The organism is Halalkalibacter okhensis (assembly GCF_000787375.1).
Lineage (GTDB): Bacteria > Bacillota > Bacilli > Bacillales > Bacillaceae_D > Halalkalibacter > Halalkalibacter okhensis.
Window position 1 is genome coordinate 62,019 of sequence record NZ_JRJU01000021.1, and the last position, 17,563, is coordinate 79,581.

Consider the following 17,563-nt stretch of genomic DNA (forward strand, 5'->3'; position numbering starts at 1 on the left):
TCGCACCTTAACTTTTACTAATACAAGTATATTAGTTATATATTACCATAAAAATGGGTTTGGTTATATTTATTGAACTTGTAGTGAAATGCCTTCCAATATAGGATCCAAACGCTATTCGTTAATTTTAGTCCTGTTTAATAAATTAAAAATTAAGAAACCTAAAAACCCACCAACTGTTTTTAAGATAATATCATCGACATCAAATACCCCAAGATGACTTATTAATTGCATTGCCTCAATTAAAAAACTAAATAATAAAATAATTATAATCGCCCAAACCCTCGTAACCTTAGGAAAGAAGAGTGCAAGAAACATCCCGAATGGTATAAATAACAATATATTCCCTAATGTATTATAAAACCAAGTATAAAAATTATAGCTGCCAAAGTTAAGGAAATACATCCCAATAGTAGAAAAAGGGATGAAATTATGCGATGCCTCAATATAATTTCCGTGAAGTCGTTCTTTGAAGAATATACTTATCCCAACAAAACTAAGAAATGATATAAAAGAAAAATATGCTATAAATAAAACGGTAGCTTTCCATTTAGATTTTAGGTTTAGTATTAATAACTTTATCGGACACACCTCCTAAGAAAGGGTATGTCCAAGAAATATGTATTATGTTGCTTGATGAATTAATTACTCAACAATATTTTAATGATATCTGCCTTTTTACTCCTAATGAACTCAATCACCTCTATGTTGTTTCTTGATTTCATCTAAAAGGCTAATAATAAGATAATTTTGTTCGATTATTTTATCATTTTGCTTTCGTAATTTGGCAAATTCCCACATACAAGCAATGAAAATAATAGTCATATCACCTCAAATTAAGTTCCTCTATCTTAACCCTAACTTACGATAGCATATGTAAGCACTTCCTTGGGTATCGATTTTCTCTTTCTGAAGCAACCTCTCCTATACATAAAAGCGCTGTCCTAAAATCAGGATCAGCGCTACGTGACTAACCTAAAAAATTCTCGTAAAACCATGCTGCAACTTGATACGCTATATATGAAAAATATAAAAGATATGTAATCACTCCAGAAATTCTGAGCCATTGATTATCAGCTTTTTCCACTTTTGATTTAGCGAGAAGTACCAAAGACAACAGAAAAAAAAGAAAAGCTCCTTCTCCAAACATAAATAAAAGAGCTGCTACTATAGACAATACTAAGTAGAGTAAACGTGACCGATCATAGTTGATCTCCATTACTAATTCTTTCAAACTAACCTCTCCTATCGTAAATTTCCATCATCCTAATTTTACCATAAAAATAGAGAGGCTTGACAAAAGGACACTGAAAAGGTGTATTCCCTATTTCAGTGCCCACAGGAGTATTCTTTTTCTCTCAAAATGCTACGCTTTCCAAACCCAAGTGAACAACTTGCTATCTTGATTCATATAACGTATATCTAGACGCTCAATGTCCGGGTGTGATGAGTTTTTTAACCGTTTTACCAAATCGTCTACTTCAGCATGTTCGTCTAGCTTTAATTCCTCGACGAGTTCTTCCACTTTCTTCTTTGCCTCTGCGCCCTTTACGACGTGCTCTCCTTGCTCATATTCATAATGATTTGGACTATCATACTCCCATTCATAAATCACATCATTTTCAACAACCGTAACCCGAAGAGAAAAAGCCGTCATCAGCTCCGTCCCCGCAGCCTGAACCGGCAAACATACCCCAATTAAAGCCACCATCAAAAAAGGTACAACATACCACTTCATCATAAACATCACCTCAACATTAAAGTGTGTTAAATAATGGAATGTTATACAAGAGCACAAACAAAAAAAGATGGGCTTCCTTTTTTTGTTTGTGCTCTTAGCAATGTGCGAAGCCGGCGGTTTGGGGTTAGCCTTTTGAGTGGGGTTCTCAAATGGCGTCCGACGAGCGCAGCCATTGCCCTTCCCCGATTCCTCTTCTAAAAAAGACGGGCTTCCTTTTTTTTGTTTGTGCTCTTAGCAATGTGCGAAGCCGGCGGTTTGGGGTTAGCCTTTTGAGTGGGGTTCTCAAATGGCGTCCGACGAGCGCAGCCATTGCCTAAGCGGTCCCTCATTCCGCTATTCTATTAAATTTCCTTGTTTTGAGTAGAGTTTCGGATCCTCGTTCCGTTATTTTCCTGTTTGACCTTGAAAATCATTGATTTTGTGACTTTAACGGAACCAGGATCCACTTCACCCCCGTTAAAGCCGTTTTTCTCCAATTTAACGGAATCAGGATCCACTTTACCTAACCATTTTATTCACAGCCATTTGCATACGAATTAGCAACTAAAATGGTCAAGCATACATCAGTCAGTATGAACTAATAAATAAGTTTCGTCACTGGACAAAAACAGAATTATACCAATAAAAAAAGACCCCAAATTGAAATACAAATTGAAGATCTTTCTTCATTACATATCTGCTATCTACCAATAGAATCGAACCCCATCATTCTTGTATACCAAATCACAATCATCGATATCGATGGATCACATCGACTCCGCCTGTTACTTCAAGTACCGTTCCTGTAACCATATCAGCATTTTCGTCACAAAGGAATAGAATAGACCTTGCTATATCCTCCCCTGTTCCAGACCGTCCAATTGGTGTGTCGCTATCTGGTTGTAGTCTTGCTTCTTCAATCGTCGCCTCTTTCATGCTTCCTAAAATGTTACCAGGGCATACCATATTCGCTGTAATACCGTATTCAGCTTCTTCAATTGATACGGTCTTCATTAACGAAACGAGTCCGACTTTCGCGGCTGCATAAGCTGAGCGATAGATCCAGCCAGGTGCACTATTTGCTCCTTGAAAACCATATGTAACAATCCGTCCAAATTTCTGGTTTCTCATTATCGGAACCACTTTCCGTAGTAAATGATAGACAGCACTTAAGTTCCCTTCAATCATCTCGTACCACTCAGATTCATCGTAATCAATAAGCTTCTTCCGCTCAAATACATAAGGACCGGCATTGTTAATTAAGATGTCAATCCGTTTAAATCGATCCATAGCTAGATCAACAGCCCGTTGGATATCTTCTTTTTTTGTCACATCTGCTTGAACAAATTGCAGCTGATCAGCATACTTTGCCCATTTTTCCTCCAATGATCTTACAACGTTTTGATCACTTCGAAAGGTGACGGTCACAGTATATCCTTTAGCAAGTAGAGACTCAGTTACTTGAACACCTAATCCCTTCGTTCCAGCCGTAATGAAGGCATGACGCATGTCTATTCCTCCTCACCCATATCGTCTATAAGTAAATGATACTATGTTTTAAGCGGATAGTAAAAAAAGAGACTGTTCCATAGCGCTATACTATAACCACCAGTAAAAAGGGGTATTGTATAGACTATGAATACAGTCTCTTCTTCGATTACGGCTGCCTAATACTTTGTTTTATCGTATTGGTGCTGCATTTCGTCTTGATGACGCTGTTCATGCGTTCCTTGACTATAAGAATCCATCACTTGCTGATGCACAGACATTTCTCCTTCAGCATCATAAACATGGTTTGATAATTTGTGTTCTTTCATGTTGATGTCCCCCCTTCTAAGTATTCAATCGCCTACTTAGTATGGAACAGACCAACTAGTTTTATGTGTTCACAAATTATTGATTAGGTTAAGCCTTTAAACATTTTTCAGCTTTCTCTAGAGCAAGCTTCACTTGATCAAAACCAGTTCCCCCTGCACTATTTCGGCGTGCAACTACTGTTTTGGGATGCAGCACATCAAAGATATCCTCTTCAAATAAGCTGCTTGCTTCTTTGTAATCAGAGAACGGTAGATCTAGCAAAAACACACCTTTTTGAATGGCAACAAGAACGAGCTTTCCAACTACTTCATGCGCTTCTCTAAAAGGCATTCCCTTTGTTGCTAAATAATCAGCAAGCTCTGTAGCATTTGAGAAGTCTTGATGCACAGCTTTTTCCATCGTATCGGTATTCACTGTCATTGTCTCAATCATGCCTGCAAAGATATTAAGAGAACCTTTGACGGTTTCAACAGTGTCAAACATTCCTTCCTTATCTTCTTGCATATCTTTGTTATAAGCTAAAGGCAATCCTTTTAACGTTGTTAACAATGAAAAAAGATTTCCATAGACCCGTCCTGTTTTACCACGGATTAACTCAGCCATGTCTGGGTTCTTCTTTTGCGGCATAATGCTGCTGCCTGTTGCAAAGGAATCATCCATTTCAATAAACTGAAATTCCTGTGTTGACCAAAGAATTAACTCCTCACAAAGGCGAGATAAATGCATCATTAAAACCGAAGAGGCACTTAGAAACTCAACGATAAAATCTCGATCACTCACCGCATCTAGACTATTATGATAAATATCATCAAAACCTAGTAGCTCGGCCGAATACGCACGATCAATTGGAAATGTTGTACCCGCTAACGCTCCTGCTCCAAGTGGAGAGATGTTCAGGCGTTTCATACTGTCCTCTAAACGGCCATAATCGCGCTCAAGCATCCAAAAATAAGCGAGAAGGTGATGCGCAAATGAAACAGGTTGTGCACGTTGTAAGTGCGTATAGCCAGGAATTAATGTTTCCACATGTTGAGTTGCTTGATTATACAACGCCTCTTGTAGTTTCTTGATGGCTCCCATGATTTCTTTCGTATTGTTTCGCAAGTAAAGATGCATATCTGTTGCAACCTGGTCATTTCGACTGCGGCCTGTATGCAACTTCCCACCTACTGGGCCAATTTCATCTATAAGCATTTTTTCAAGGTTTAAATGAATATCCTCTTCAGAAACAGAAAATTCAAGTTCCCCATTCTTTGCTTTTTCACGTAGAATGTTCAACCCTGCTTTAATTTGTTCAACTTCTTCTGATGGAAGAATGCCACATTTGCCTAACATGGTAACATGAGCAAGACTTCCTTCAATATCTTCATCTACTAGTGCCTGATCAAAGCCGATCGATGCACCGAATGCATCGACCCACTCTTCAGCTGTTTTTGTAAAACGTCCACCCCAAAGCTTAGCCACTACTGAGTGACCTCCTTCTTCTCTTTGTTCACCATGCTGTTCACTTTTGTAGATAAACCCCATAAAGAAATGAAACCAACGGCAGCACTGTGATCAAACTCATCATCTGTTGAATACGTAGCAAGTTTTTCATTGTATAAAGAATACGGTGATTTACGTCCTTCTACGATCGCATGACCTTTGAATAGTTTCACACGCACCACACCTGTAACGGTTTTTTGCGTTTCTTCTAAGAAAGCTTGCAATGCTTTGGTAATTGGTGAGAACCAAAGACCATCGTAGATCACTTCAGATAGTTTCTTAGAAATAACTGGTTTAAAGTGAGCTACTTCTTTTGTAAGTGTAATATCTTCTAGCTCCTTATGTGCCTTAATCAATGTCATTGCACCTGGGCACTCATACACTTCACGAGACTTGATTCCAACTAGACGGTTTTCTACATGGTCAATACGACCAACACCATGCTTACCAGCTACTTGGTTTAACTCAAGAATTAATTGATCTAGCTGATAAGATTTACCGTTTAGTGTAACAGGAACACCCTTCTCAAAACCGATCTCAACAATTTCAGCTTGGTCTGGTGTGTTTTCAATCGCTGCTGTTAATTCATAAGCACCTTCTGGCGGAGTCGCCCATGGATCTTCTAGAATTCCACACTCATTTGCACGTCCCCATAAGTTTTGGTCAACTGAGTAAGGATTATCCAAGTCAATTGGAATTGGAATGTTATTTTCTTTTGCATAAGCAATTTCCTCATCACGTGACCAACCCCACTCACGTACTGGGGCTAATACTTTCAAATTAGGGTTTAACGCTTGAATTGACACTTCAAAACGAACTTGGTCATTTCCTTTTCCCGTACAACCATGCGCAACAGCTGAAGCACCTGTTTGCTCAGCAATTTCTACAAGCTTTTTAGAAATAAGCGGACGAGAAAGAGCCGATACGAGTGGGTATTTCTCTTCATACATCGTGTGTGCTTGTAATGTCGGTAAAACAAAATCCTCAGCAAATTCTTTTTTTGCATCAATGGAATAAGATTCAATCGCTCCCACATTTAATGCTTTTTGTTTTACAAAATCTAAATCTTTTCCTTCACCTACATCTAGACCTACTGCAATAACGTCGTATCCTTTATCTGCTAACCATTTGATTGCAACTGATGTATCTAACCCGCCTGAATATGCTAAAACTACTTTCTCTTTGCTCATTTCTCAAAACCTCCAATGAATATTAATACTTAAAATATTATTTTTATACATCCTCATTCAAAAAAATGAGTGCTATACTCGCTTGCACCTTTTGCATAAAACCAAACACAATTCTTATTAATATTCATAACTTTAACAGGGGTGATTGGTTTTGGCAAGTATATTTTTTGCTTTTTTTTTCGTTTTTGTTTCCAATTTTCGTCTTTCTCTTTTAATATTGAGATTGAGGTGATGACATGAGTGTACTATTCAAATATGATTCACGACTCGGGTTGCCCTTACCAACAATTCATGGGTCCTGGGATGAACTAGATAAAGGCAACCAAGAGCAGGCTTTATCAAAGTGGGAAACCATTAGAGGAACCATTCCAGACCGTGTTAAAGACATTGAGCATCAAATCGAGTTGGTCCACGACCAATTGACGTCGGAAGAAGATTTTGAGCGTTCTTGTGAACTAAATTTAGAAATGGCTGAGCTCGCTTCCATCATTAATGATCTGTGGATTTGGTTCCGTATCACACCGGCACTTTCATCAACAGCTGCCTAGTAACATCATAGTAAAATCTTTAGAGATGTTGCCTGTTTTTCCGAAAAATGTAAACATAAAGAGCAGCAAAAAGTGGTTTTCCTTTTTGCTGCTCTTATGCATCTATTACAATTCTTCTAGTAAGCGACGCTTTTGATAAAAATGTTGTCCAACCTCAATGACTTGTTGGGAGAAGCGATAGTTCATGCCAGCTCCTACGGCCATTCCAACTAACGGAACCCCTTGTATGAGCTTCTTTTTAAACATGGTAATGACAAAGGCTTTGACTAGTTGTTTTGTCAATTGTTCAAAAATAGCGTCCTGCATAATGGCATCATCGCCACTATAGAAGACATGATCACGGTCTTGCTCTTCCACTTCATTAATTAGCTTGTCCCATTCATTTGCTTGATAAGATTTTGGAATCGTTGCTACATAAAATAGCTTCAGCAAATTCATTAATTCAACAGGACGTCTCACATCATATCCATACACTAATGCTAAGTGCTGCAAGGAACGGAGCTGGATAACAGCCAAAGCGGGTAGGTCAGAAAGCAAAAGGAAGGCTCCTCCCATCCCACTTAACCCGCCTTGACCTAATGCTAGTAGCCGCTGTTTTGCCATCAGCTGATCTGCTAAATAGTCTAGTTGCTCTAAAGGGAGATTTTGCAAATCATCAATGCTTGAAATGGCAGGGTCGAATGTACGTGCATGTGAGATCACTCTTCGTTTCGTTTCCTCATATGATCTTGAATGATGCAGCCATGCTTGTAGATGCAATAAACATGTATCTATTGCCGTAAGCCATTTTTGTTTCCTCTTCTCCCCGAGTTGATCAAAAACTTGCTCGCTCCACCTACTATATGTCGTTTTCACATCTGCTTCTTCAAATGAAAAGAAGGATTCTTCCCATTCGTTTATTTCATGTAATCGAATTTGTAATTGGTCCGTTTTTCTCATTTTTTATCCCTCTTTGCTACTCATACATATTCGTATACAATTTTCTTTTTAACAACGGGGAATACACCCATTGTTCATTTGCCCGTTCCTGCTCCATTTCAAATGCTTGTAGCGTTGCGTTCATTTGCTTAATATACTGGAAAAAGATCGCCTCTGCTGTTTTCGGAGAGGCCGTACTTCCAAACCCTTGACTAACTTCCCCATATTGACTGGCTATACAGTGCTTCAAAGCTAATAATTCGTCATTTCCCCTTGGAATTCCTGCCTCTTTCGCTGCATCTTGGACAAGTTCGAGGCTTAAGGCTATATGTCCTAAAAACTCTCCTGCTGTTGAATACTCTGGTGCGACTGCCTCTGTGAACACCTCAGTTTTCCCTAGATCATGAATGAGACAAGTTGCGATCACAATATTTTTATTAATTTTCGGATAAAGAGGCAAAAGCTGAAGGGCAGACTGTGTAACATGAACGATATGATCGAGCAAACCAGCATAATATGTATGATGATAGGATTTGGATGCTGGAATCGTTGTTAGTCGCTCTCTCAATGTTTTTCGGCTAAATAATTGCTTAATAAGCTGACGCATCGTCTCTGACTCAACTTCTTCCATCATTAACCTAAGCTCATGCCAAAGCGCTTCTCGTTGGATGCCTTTTTTTGAAATTAATTCTGAGATATTGACTTGATCTGATTCTGTGGCAAGGCGAATCCTTTGAATCGTCAAATGCAATTTCTCACGGTAGTTAACGACAGTCCCCTCTACTTTTACGATGGCTTTACGTTGTAATTGTTCTATTTGATCAGCAGTTATATCCCACAGTCTTGCTGAGATCACGTCTAAATTTCGCTCTAGCTTAAAATTCGCATAATCGCTTCCATTAGAAGCTTGCTTAATTTCTCTCTCTTTAATTAGAAAAAAAGTTGTAATGGTTTCTCCTTCTTGCAACTTTACCAATTGCCATCCCCCCTATCGCTTACTCTCTATTCTATGCGCCAGAGAAAGATTTCAGTATAATGATAGCGTTGTTACATGATTAAAGCAAAAAATGAAGCTGCTGAAAAGGTCTCTTTTGGCAATTTTGAGTAGTAGCAATGGCTCAGCGCGCCTGCTACGAGATCCTCTAATAGTAGCCTATCCTTAAGATAAAAGGGTGCCCAAAGGTCTGCTTTTGACCATTGAGGGCACCCTAAAACGCTATTATTTTGATAAACGAACCGTATCTCTTGCAATCATTACTTCTTCATTTGTTGGAATAATGATTACTTTTACTGGAGAATGAGGATAGTTAATAAAAGCTTCTTTCCCACGTACTTTATTTAGAGAAGGATCCCAATAAACGCCCATGAACTCTAGGCCTTTTAAGACACGTTCACGAATAACATCACTGTTCTCACCAATTCCTGCCGTGAAAATAATCGCATCTACACCACTCATACGAGCTGCGTAAGAACCGATATATTTGTGAATACGTGAAGTAAATACTTCAAGAGCAAGTTCAGCACGCTTGTTGCCTTCCTTTGCTTGACCTTCGATATCACGTAGGTCACTTGAGAAACCAGATACACCTAAAAGCCCACTACGCTTGTTAAGGGTATCTAAAACACCATTGGCGTCTTGTCCTGTTTTCTCCATTATATATGGAATTAACGCCGGATCAATATTCCCTGAACGTGTCCCCATCGTTACACCTGCAAGTGGTGTAAAGCCCATGGATGTATCAATTGATTTTCCGCCTTCAATCGCTGCAATACTAGCCCCATTTCCTAAGTGGCACGAAAGTAAACGAAGCTGCTCAATTGGACGACCTAATAATTCCGCTGCACGTTCTGATACATATTTATGTGAAGTGCCATGGAATCCATATTTACGAATACCAAACTCTTTATAGTACTCATACGGCAAGCTGTATAAGAAAGAAGCTTCTGGCATCGTTTGGTGAAACGCTGTGTCAAATACCGCTACAGCTGGGACATTTGGTAAAACTTCTTTAAAAGCTTTAATTCCAACTACATTAGCAGGGTTATGTAAAGGTGCTAGTTCAGATACTTCCTCAATTCCTGCTAACACCTCATCAGTGATCAAAACAGAATCATTAAATTTCTCTCCACCATGCACAACACGGTGACCAATTCCTTCAATTTCATCAAGTGATTGAATAATACCAAGTCCAGTTAATTTATCAAGCAATATCTTTACAGCGACTGCATGATCTGGAATGTCTAATGTATCTGTATTCTTTTCTCCATCCACTTCAATCGTAAAAACTCCATCTTCCAAGCCGATACGTTCTACTAATCCTTTTGTAACAACTGTTTCTTCAGGCATATTTAAAAGTTGAAATTTTAATGAAGAACTACCTGCATTTATTGCAATAATTTTTGCCATTCGCTTTGTCGCTCCTTTTTTCCTCTTAACTTCTTATATCCTCTTCCATTTAAGCACCAGCGATTCATCATTTCAAGTTTATTCGCCTTTTTTCTGCGTTTTTCGCCCGTATTCTTTATTTTCAGAAATGAAATCGCTTTTTTATTATTGATCAAAAAAAGAGTGTCCCTTACTTTAAGGTCACACTCTTCTTCATTTTATATACGTAGCTCTTCTTGGAACCACTTATTAATTTGATTCATCATATCAGCAAGCGCATCTTTTTTAGAAAAAGAAGGAAGCTCTGCAAGAAGTGCCTGCTTTGGCTGTCTCGCTTCTTCGCCTTTTTTCTGCAGCATAAAAATGCTTTTTCCAAACTGTTCTGATTGGAACATACTCTTTGGCAGTTGAAGTAACCCTAAAATGTTGGCTTCTTTCTTCACATATTCATGCAATTGTTTAGCTTGCTCGCTCTGGAATAGAAAATTAGGAACAAGAAAGAACAAAAACCCATTAGCCTTTGTTTTGTTGATGGCTTGTTCGATCATAAGATGATGTATAAACGAATGACCTTCCTTTGATTGAAGTTCGTACGACTTTGCAATCTGATCTTTTGGATAATACCCTACAGGTAAATCGGTTACGACTAAATCGACTTCTTCAAATGCAATCGGCTCTACGCTATCTTGATGAAACAACTGAAGCTCGTGTTTTTGTAAGTTGGCACTAACAAATGCTAATTTTAATAACGTCTCATCTACCTCAAAAGCACCGGCTGAAAGTTGAATATTAGCTTGATTTAAGATTGCATTTACTAAATTACCTGAACCAGCAGCTAAATCTAAGAGCAAGGCAGGCTCTTCTCTTTTTTCAAGTACTTTATTTACTAAATAACTTATAAACAAGCATACAGCATCAGGCGTCATCGAGTGATGAGGCTGAACCGCCCCTTTCATGCCTTTTAGAACAGCAAGTTGAAATGCTTTTCTTACGTCCTCTTTTGAAGAAGTCTCTATATGGATACTGCTCAACTTATCAAGAAGCCATTCCTTTTGTTCCAGCGAAACAGGTTGACATACTTCTCCTCTAAAAAGATTCTCTCCAGCTTCGGCAAGCCCTTCTAAATAGGTTACTTGTCCTATGTTTTCTAAATATGTTGCGGCATCATCTAAGTATGTATATAGTTCTTCCATCTTTGTACTAGTCAAGTTCTTCTCCCCTTTTTCCACTCAAACTCCCACTATTTTAGCAAATTCAGCCTAGCAATACTACTTTTGAATTGTTACATCCATCTTTAACACATAGGAACTTTTTCATACAATTAGATGAAATAGAAAAGGGTCACCTTTCTTAGCGTAGGCTAAGAAAAGTAGACCCTCTTTATATTCTTATTTTGCTGATTTACAAGCTTCAATAGCGGCTTCGTAATCAGGGTGATTTGTTGCTTCTGATACGTACTCAGCATACGTAACAACATCGTTAGAGTCGATAACAAACACTGCACGAGCTAACAGACGCAACTCTTGAATGGCAACACCAAATGCTTCTCCAAAGGAAAGATCACGATGGTCCGAAACCGTCTGAACATTTTCAATCCCAGCAGCTGCACACCAGCGCTTTTGAGCAAATGGTAAATCGACACTCACCGTCAACACTTGTGTATTTTCAAGACTTGCCGCTTCTTCATTAAAGCGTCTTGTTTGCTGATCACAAACTCCTGTATCAATTGAAGGAACGACGCTGATTAAACGTACCTTGCCTTTTGAATCAGCTAAAGTAACCTCTGATAAGTCATTCGCTAGAACCGTAAAATCTGGTGCTTTTTCTCCAACCTTTACTTCAGTACCCAATAGTGTAACCGGATTATTCTTAAACGTGATTTCAGCCATTGTTACCCCTCCTATTCAATATGTACAAGTCCATCTTACATGAGGCTTGGAAAATATGCCAGTTATATGCATGAAAAAGAAAAAATCGCTTATAGAAGTTTGCAAGGAATGAAAAAAAAGAATGGGGGTTTCCCCATTCTTAAACTGGTGGCTGGTTATTGGGATCTGTTGTTGTTGTACTTGTAAAAGTAGTAGTGCTATTGCCACTATTTCCAGAGCTGTTATTGCTATTGTTCCCAACCATTTGTTGAATTTTCTCAACCACTTGTGGAGCAAAATCAAGCAGTTTCTCATATAAATGAGTGTTGCTATCTAGATGCACCATTTTCACACCTTCACTATTTACAACCAAGAATGCGATCGGAGTAATGGATACTCCACCACCACTACCTCCACCAAAAGGGTGCTTATGTTCTTCTTTTGGCCCTCGCTCTTCGATAACAAATTCACTACCACCAGCTGCAAAACCAAAACCTACCTTTGATACTGGCATAATGACACTGCCATCAGGAGTTTCAACTGGGTCACCTACAATTGTGTTTACATCGACCATTTCTTTTAAATTTTCCATAGCCGTCTTCATTAAACCTTGAATAGGATGGTCTGTCATGATCGTTTCCTCCTTCGTCAATTACATATTTTTTTCAACCGATTGTGGTTTAGACAAGTTCGGTCTTCTTCTCCAATGCTTGATCAGCATTAGACCTGCAACGATAGCATGTCCGATTCTGAACGAAAACATGCATGAAAGATACGTATGAGATACCATAGCTTGAAAATGTGGGTCTATTGTTAGCTTTGGCATGAACTTCATTCTCATATAGTTACCAACTAATCCAATAATATTCCCTTTTACCCCCCATATCGCTCCAGCAAGTTGAGCTGTATGAGCAGCATCCCCAACTCCAATATCAGTATGCCAAGTAAAGGAATTTACACTTACCTTTTTTAGAAACTTTTTAACGATCTTATGTAGTCCGACTACATGGTCTAAAAAATCTTTCAACCACCGAAAATAATCATGAAGTAATTGTGGAGTGATAGGTAGTGCTTTTTCTGATTCAATACCGGCAATCTTTTGCTCTTCCTCTACAATTAATGAAGCGGAATCTTCGTCAATTTTAATGACTGGTGCTGAAAACGTATAAATTCTCATTCCCCAAAACGTTACTTTTGCTTCAAGTAAATCATTATCTTGATTATGTCGATAATCTAAATAAATTTTTACCTTTGAAAAGATCATGATGATAAACAAGATTATTAGTGCTGCTATAATTATCGTCCAAACCATACAATACCCCTTTTATAAAGTTCGATTGTTCTAGTTTCTCCTTTTTTATACAGAATAAACCTGCCAGTTTTGGCAGGTTTATTCTTATTAATTCACATCAGAATTGTTGTCTTGCTCATGGATAACAAAAGTATCTGCGATTACGTCATGAAGTCCTTGTTTTTTTGCTGTAAAAGCAACCATAACGTAAATAGCATAAAGCAGGAAGAACGATTGTTGGATAAAACGTCCAACTCCTTCTCTAAATACAACTTGTGTCCAAGTTAATTCATCGTTTTTGGATGAAACAACGCGGAGACCCATCACCATCTTCCCAATGGTTTGCCCATACACTTTAGTCATGATCGCAAAATAAAGAAAGAACACAATGGCACTCAAAACCGTTTCAAGATTGAAAGGACCTATTGATAATAGACCACTTACATTCGTGAATCGAAGAAATGGTGATACAATCAATCCGTTTAGCGCCATAACGGTAATTAAATCAAGAAGAAAGGCCCAGAGCCGCATCCAAAATCCTGCATAATTCAGTGAGATGGCCTCGTTCTCCAATTCACTCGTTTCGCTCGGTTCAGAGGGAGAGTAACGTTCTTGAATCATTCGATTGCGTAATCGACCGTTAACTACACGTCTTCGTTTTGGCTGCAATAATAACTGACTCAATGTTATCCCTCCTTACTCTGTATAAATGTATTGTAAACTAGGTGAACGGTGTGTAGCTAAAATGCGCTCAAGTGTTGCCAATTCACCAGTATCATGGCCGAGTAATTGCTTTAACGACATGGAAAGAAAGCCTGGAAAACCAATATGTGGTTCGTATTTAATGACATCAAAGTTACCAACCTGTTCTTGCATCATAGAAATTGTATCATCTAAACTTCCCAACTCATCAACTAGGTCTAACTCCATTGCTTGACTGCCACTATAAATTCGTCCATCCCCTATTGTCCGAACTTCAGACTCTGTCATATTTCTTCCTTCAGCAATGATACGAACAAACTCATCATAAGATTCATCAATCAACGACTGAAGGATGGCTCTGTCTTCATCTGTCATTTCTCTTGTCGCTGACATAATATCTTTATATGGACCACTCTTAATTGTATTCACTCTTACACCATAATTTTCAGCAAGCTCTGTTACATTAATCGATTCCATAATGACCCCAATTGATCCAGTGATGGTTTGAGGGCTCGCTATAATTTTGTCAGCTGGCGCAGCAATGTAATATCCTCCCGAAGCTGCCATATTGCCCATTGAAACATAGACTGGCTTATCGTACGTCTCTTGGACATCTACAATTTTCTCATGAATTTCAGCGCTTTCTACTACACCACCACCAGGAGTATTGACACGAATAATAATTCCTTCAACATTTGGATTTTTCCCGGCTTGATCAATCTGTGATAAGAACATCTGGTGTCTATAGCCTGTTGGTGCAAAAATACCTCCATCCCCAACGTCTTGTATCACTCCATTTAATTCTAGTACCACAATCTGACCTCCGAAATCATCGCCCGTTTCAATAATCTGTTCTGACCATTCCTGACCCATCGAATCCATAAACGAACTCGTATTTGAAAAAATGACTGATGTGGCCATATTTACTACGAGTGAAACGACCAACAACATAGCAACTGCAATTAAAGCCAACCAACGTTTACGACTCATTCCCTCACTCCTCTAATTTCACTTTTTTGTTTCTTTTTCCTAATCATTGGATATGATAACATAAAATTGACAAAAGGACATATTAGAGAGGATGAGTCTTGTGACATCTAGAACGAACCTGTATTTATCCTATAAACGCACAGATGAAATGGAAAAAATCGTAAAGCAATTGCAGTCACTAGCAGAGGAAAATGATTTTACCATCGTTCCATCTGTTGAAGATGCAAATATTATCGCAAGCATTGGTGGAGACAATGCCTTTTTACAAGCGACACGAAAAACCGGCTTTCAGCAAAATTGTCTCTATGTCGGAGTTAGTACAGATTCATTAGGATTTTATACTGATTTCTCCGTTCAAGACTTGAAGAAGATGATTCATGCAATGAAAAATGCGGAAGTTGAAGTACGCCGTTACCCAATTCTTGAAGTCACCGTAGACAATGAGAAACCTTTTTATTGTTTAAATGAGTGCTCTATTCGCTCAAACGTGATTAAAACATTTGTCATTGATGTCTTCATTGACGACTTACACTTTGAAACCTTTCGAGGAGATGGGATGATTGTATCGACACCTACTGGAAGCACCGCTTATAATATGTCTGTTAACGGTGCAGTTGTGGACCCAACCCTTCCTTCTTTACAAGTAAGTGAAATTGCTTCATTAAACAATAACCAATATCGTACGCTCGGTACGTCCTTTTTACTTGGGCCAAATCGTACACTCACGTTAAAAGTTGTTCAAGATGGAAATGATCATCCTATTATCGGTGTTGATAATGAAGCTCTTAGCATCCGACATGCCAAGCAATTGAAACTTCGTCTTGCAGATGAATCCATTAAAGTCTTAAAATTAAAAAACAATTCTTTTTGGGAAAAAGTACAACGAAACTTTTTAAGCAAACCAAATTCATGAACACGAATAAGCCTGTCCGAACGTTAAAATCTCGGACAGGCCTTTTTTTATTTTTCATACATAACGGTATTGTCTACAATAGTCTTAACGACGTTCGTCGTTAAGATATCCTCAGGGGCGATTGTAAACAGATTTTGATCGAGAATGGTGAAATCAGCCACATACCCTTTGGCTATTTTTCCACGTTCGTCTTCCTTTTCAATGGCATAAGCGCTCCCTGTTGTAAAAAGTTGCACTGCCTCGTATGGTGATAATTTTTGCTCTGGCATATATCCATCATGTTGTTGTCCAACACTTGTCCTTGTCACTGCAGCATGAATTCCAAGGAGTGGATCAACCGGTTCAATGGGTGCATCTGAACCACCAGCACAATGCAACCCACTTTCAAGCAAGGTCTTCCAAGCAAACGATTGCTTAATCCTCTCCTCTCCTAATCTCTCCATCACCCATGGAAAATCAGAAGCGACAAATCTAGGTTGAATATCGAGAATGACCGACAAGTTCTTCATTCGTTCAATTAATGTTTCATCCACTACTTGAACATGGATTAATCGGTCTCTCCCTTTTGTAACGGGATATCGTTCTATCGCTGTTAATGCCATATCAAGGGCCGCGTCTCCAATCGTATGAATGGCAACAGCGCGGTTCTTCTCTCTGGCCTCTTTCACAAGGTTCTGCAAGCTTTCTTCTGAGTGAATGGCTACACCCGATGTTGAGGGATCATCGGTGTAAGGACTACGTAAATAAGCCGTTCTGCCTCCAAGTGCCCCATCGGAAAATATTTTTACAGCCCCTAGTTCAATAAATGGCGTGATCGTGCCTTGATCATAATTTTCTTCTTCCATTTCAGCAATTGCTTCATGATGAACAAGAAGATGCGCACGAAATTTCATTTGTTTCCCATCTATAACCTGTAAAAATTGATCAAACGTTTGTTTAAATCCTCCATAGTAATGCAAATCCTCTGTATGACCACCAACTAGTCCTACTCGTAATAAATCGTCAACAGCCACTGAAAGAGCATGTTTAATATAATTAACTGTTACATCTGGAATTTTCTCTTTCACTAAATCACAAGCTGTATCAAGAAGGTATCCTGTCGGTTCTCCGTTGTTATCACGAACAATCACTCCGCCGATTGGATCTTTTGTTTCTCTTGTAATTCCTGCTAGCTCTAATGCTTTTGTATTTACAAGAGCAGCATGGCGACACACTCTCGTTAAGAACATCGGCTTATTTGGTGCTATTTCATCTAGTTCAGCACGATGAAATATTTTCCGATCCGGAAAGTTATTTTCATTCCACCCTTCCCCGAAAATCCAACGGTCGTTGGTTGAATTTTTGTACTTTCTCACTAGCAAATTTCTCATTTCTTCGGCTTGCTTCACTTCAGATAAATCAAGGCGAATCAACTTTTCCCCATGACCAATTATATGTAAATGGCTATCTACAAATCCCGGATAGACATAAGCTCCCAACAAATCATGTTCTTCCTCAATAACGTGAGCATAGCGATTTTCTAAGTCTTCTTTAGTGCCTAAGTCATGTATTTGTCCATCTTGAACATATACGGCAGAAACCGATTCTCCTTCAGCCATCATTGTAAAAAATGTTCCATTGTACCACAGCGTTCCCAAGAATTATTCCTCCTCAGCTCTTTCTAAAGTGACGATGTAACTATATGAACAACTATCACTTTTATTATGGCATTTTTATGATATTTTCTCAAAAAAA

Annotated in this window: 19 protein-coding genes; 2 read left to right on the forward strand and 17 right to left on the reverse strand. The window is 38.7% G+C overall.

What is annotated here, in order from left to right; genetic code table 11:
* Positions 1-114: 114 nt before the first annotated feature.
* The 7 genes from LQ50_RS26535 to LQ50_RS15445 form a co-directional block, all read right to left on the reverse strand.
* The gene (locus tag LQ50_RS26535; RefSeq protein ID WP_084138862.1) at positions 115-591 is read right to left on the reverse strand and encodes a VanZ family protein; all 477 of its coding nucleotides are present in this window, start codon (positions 589-591) and stop codon (positions 115-117) included.
* Positions 592-970: 379 nt separating this feature from the next.
* A complete protein-coding gene (locus LQ50_RS15425) occupies positions 971-1,234 on the reverse strand; it encodes a hypothetical protein (protein WP_034630973.1) in 264 nt (87 codons plus the stop codon).
* A 132-nt stretch (positions 1,235-1,366) separates the two neighbouring features.
* On the reverse strand, positions 1,367-1,741 hold the full coding sequence (locus LQ50_RS15430) for a hypothetical protein (protein ID WP_152608232.1): 375 nt from the start codon (positions 1,739-1,741) through the stop codon (positions 1,367-1,369).
* A gap of 729 nt (positions 1,742-2,470) precedes the next feature.
* Positions 2,471-3,229, reverse strand: coding sequence for an SDR family oxidoreductase (locus tag LQ50_RS15435; protein WP_034630978.1), 759 nt, complete (start codon positions 3,227-3,229; stop codon positions 2,471-2,473).
* Between the two features lie 158 nt (positions 3,230-3,387).
* Positions 3,388-3,537 (reverse strand): hypothetical protein, encoded by a 150-nt coding sequence (locus tag LQ50_RS25480; RefSeq protein WP_161784691.1) that lies wholly within the window; start codon positions 3,535-3,537, stop codon positions 3,388-3,390.
* A gap of 88 nt (positions 3,538-3,625) precedes the next feature.
* The gene (argH, locus tag LQ50_RS15440) at positions 3,626-5,002 is read right to left on the reverse strand and encodes an argininosuccinate lyase (RefSeq protein WP_034630979.1); all 1,377 of its coding nucleotides are present in this window, start codon (positions 5,000-5,002) and stop codon (positions 3,626-3,628) included.
* Positions 5,002-6,213, reverse strand: a complete 1,212-nt coding sequence (locus tag LQ50_RS15445; RefSeq protein WP_034630982.1) for an argininosuccinate synthase — start codon at positions 6,211-6,213, stop codon at positions 5,002-5,004. The genes argH and LQ50_RS15445 overlap by 1 nt, the downstream gene beginning before the upstream one ends.
* 236 nt (positions 6,214-6,449) lie before the next feature.
* Between LQ50_RS15445 and LQ50_RS15450 the strand changes: the two genes are divergently transcribed.
* Entirely contained in the window at positions 6,450-6,761 is a 312-nt protein-coding gene (locus LQ50_RS15450) for a hypothetical protein (RefSeq protein WP_034630984.1), read from the forward strand.
* 105 nt (positions 6,762-6,866) lie between these two features.
* On the opposite strand, the gene LQ50_RS15455 is transcribed toward LQ50_RS15450, so the two are convergent.
* From LQ50_RS15455 to sppA, 9 genes are all read right to left on the reverse strand, one after another.
* Positions 6,867-7,700: an EcsC family protein gene (locus tag LQ50_RS15455; protein ID WP_034630986.1), complete on the reverse strand. Its 834-nt coding sequence runs from the start codon at positions 7,698-7,700 to the stop codon at positions 6,867-6,869.
* Between the two features lie 16 nt (positions 7,701-7,716).
* Positions 7,717-8,655, reverse strand: coding sequence for a 3'-5' exoribonuclease YhaM family protein (locus LQ50_RS15460; protein WP_034630988.1), 939 nt, complete (start codon positions 8,653-8,655; stop codon positions 7,717-7,719).
* A 243-nt stretch (positions 8,656-8,898) separates the two neighbouring features.
* Positions 8,899-10,086 carry an acetate kinase gene (locus LQ50_RS15465; protein ID WP_034630989.1) on the reverse strand — a complete coding sequence of 396 codons (1,188 nt, stop codon included), beginning with the start codon at positions 10,084-10,086 and terminating at the stop codon, positions 8,899-8,901.
* 197 nt (positions 10,087-10,283) lie between these two features.
* Positions 10,284-11,258 (reverse strand): class I SAM-dependent methyltransferase, encoded by a 975-nt coding sequence (locus LQ50_RS15470; RefSeq protein WP_034631038.1) that lies wholly within the window; start codon positions 11,256-11,258, stop codon positions 10,284-10,286.
* A 195-nt stretch (positions 11,259-11,453) separates the two neighbouring features.
* On the reverse strand, positions 11,454-11,954 hold the full coding sequence (gene tpx / locus LQ50_RS15475) for a thiol peroxidase (protein ID WP_034630990.1): 501 nt from the start codon (positions 11,952-11,954) through the stop codon (positions 11,454-11,456).
* 139 nt (positions 11,955-12,093) lie between these two features.
* A complete protein-coding gene (ytfJ, locus tag LQ50_RS15480; protein ID WP_034630991.1) occupies positions 12,094-12,564 on the reverse strand; it encodes a GerW family sporulation protein in 471 nt (156 codons plus the stop codon).
* 21 nt (positions 12,565-12,585) lie between these two features.
* Positions 12,586-13,245, reverse strand: a complete 660-nt coding sequence (locus LQ50_RS15485; protein ID WP_034630992.1) for a DUF2953 domain-containing protein — start codon at positions 13,243-13,245, stop codon at positions 12,586-12,588.
* An 87-nt stretch (positions 13,246-13,332) separates the two neighbouring features.
* Positions 13,333-13,908, reverse strand: coding sequence for an RDD family protein (locus LQ50_RS15490; protein ID WP_034630994.1), 576 nt, complete (start codon positions 13,906-13,908; stop codon positions 13,333-13,335).
* Positions 13,909-13,920: 12 nt separating this feature from the next.
* A complete protein-coding gene (gene sppA / locus LQ50_RS15495) occupies positions 13,921-14,916 on the reverse strand; it encodes a signal peptide peptidase SppA (protein ID WP_034630997.1) in 996 nt (331 codons plus the stop codon).
* A 100-nt stretch (positions 14,917-15,016) separates the two neighbouring features.
* On the opposite strand from sppA, the gene LQ50_RS15500 reads away from it, so the two are divergent.
* Positions 15,017-15,829 (forward strand): NAD kinase, encoded by an 813-nt coding sequence (locus LQ50_RS15500; protein WP_152608233.1) that lies wholly within the window; start codon positions 15,017-15,019, stop codon positions 15,827-15,829.
* Positions 15,830-15,876: 47 nt separating this feature from the next.
* Here the strand turns inward: LQ50_RS15500 and LQ50_RS15505 are convergent, their stop codons facing one another.
* A complete protein-coding gene (locus tag LQ50_RS15505) occupies positions 15,877-17,466 on the reverse strand; it encodes an amidohydrolase (RefSeq protein WP_034631001.1) in 1,590 nt (529 codons plus the stop codon).
* Positions 17,467-17,563: the final 97 nt, after the last annotated feature.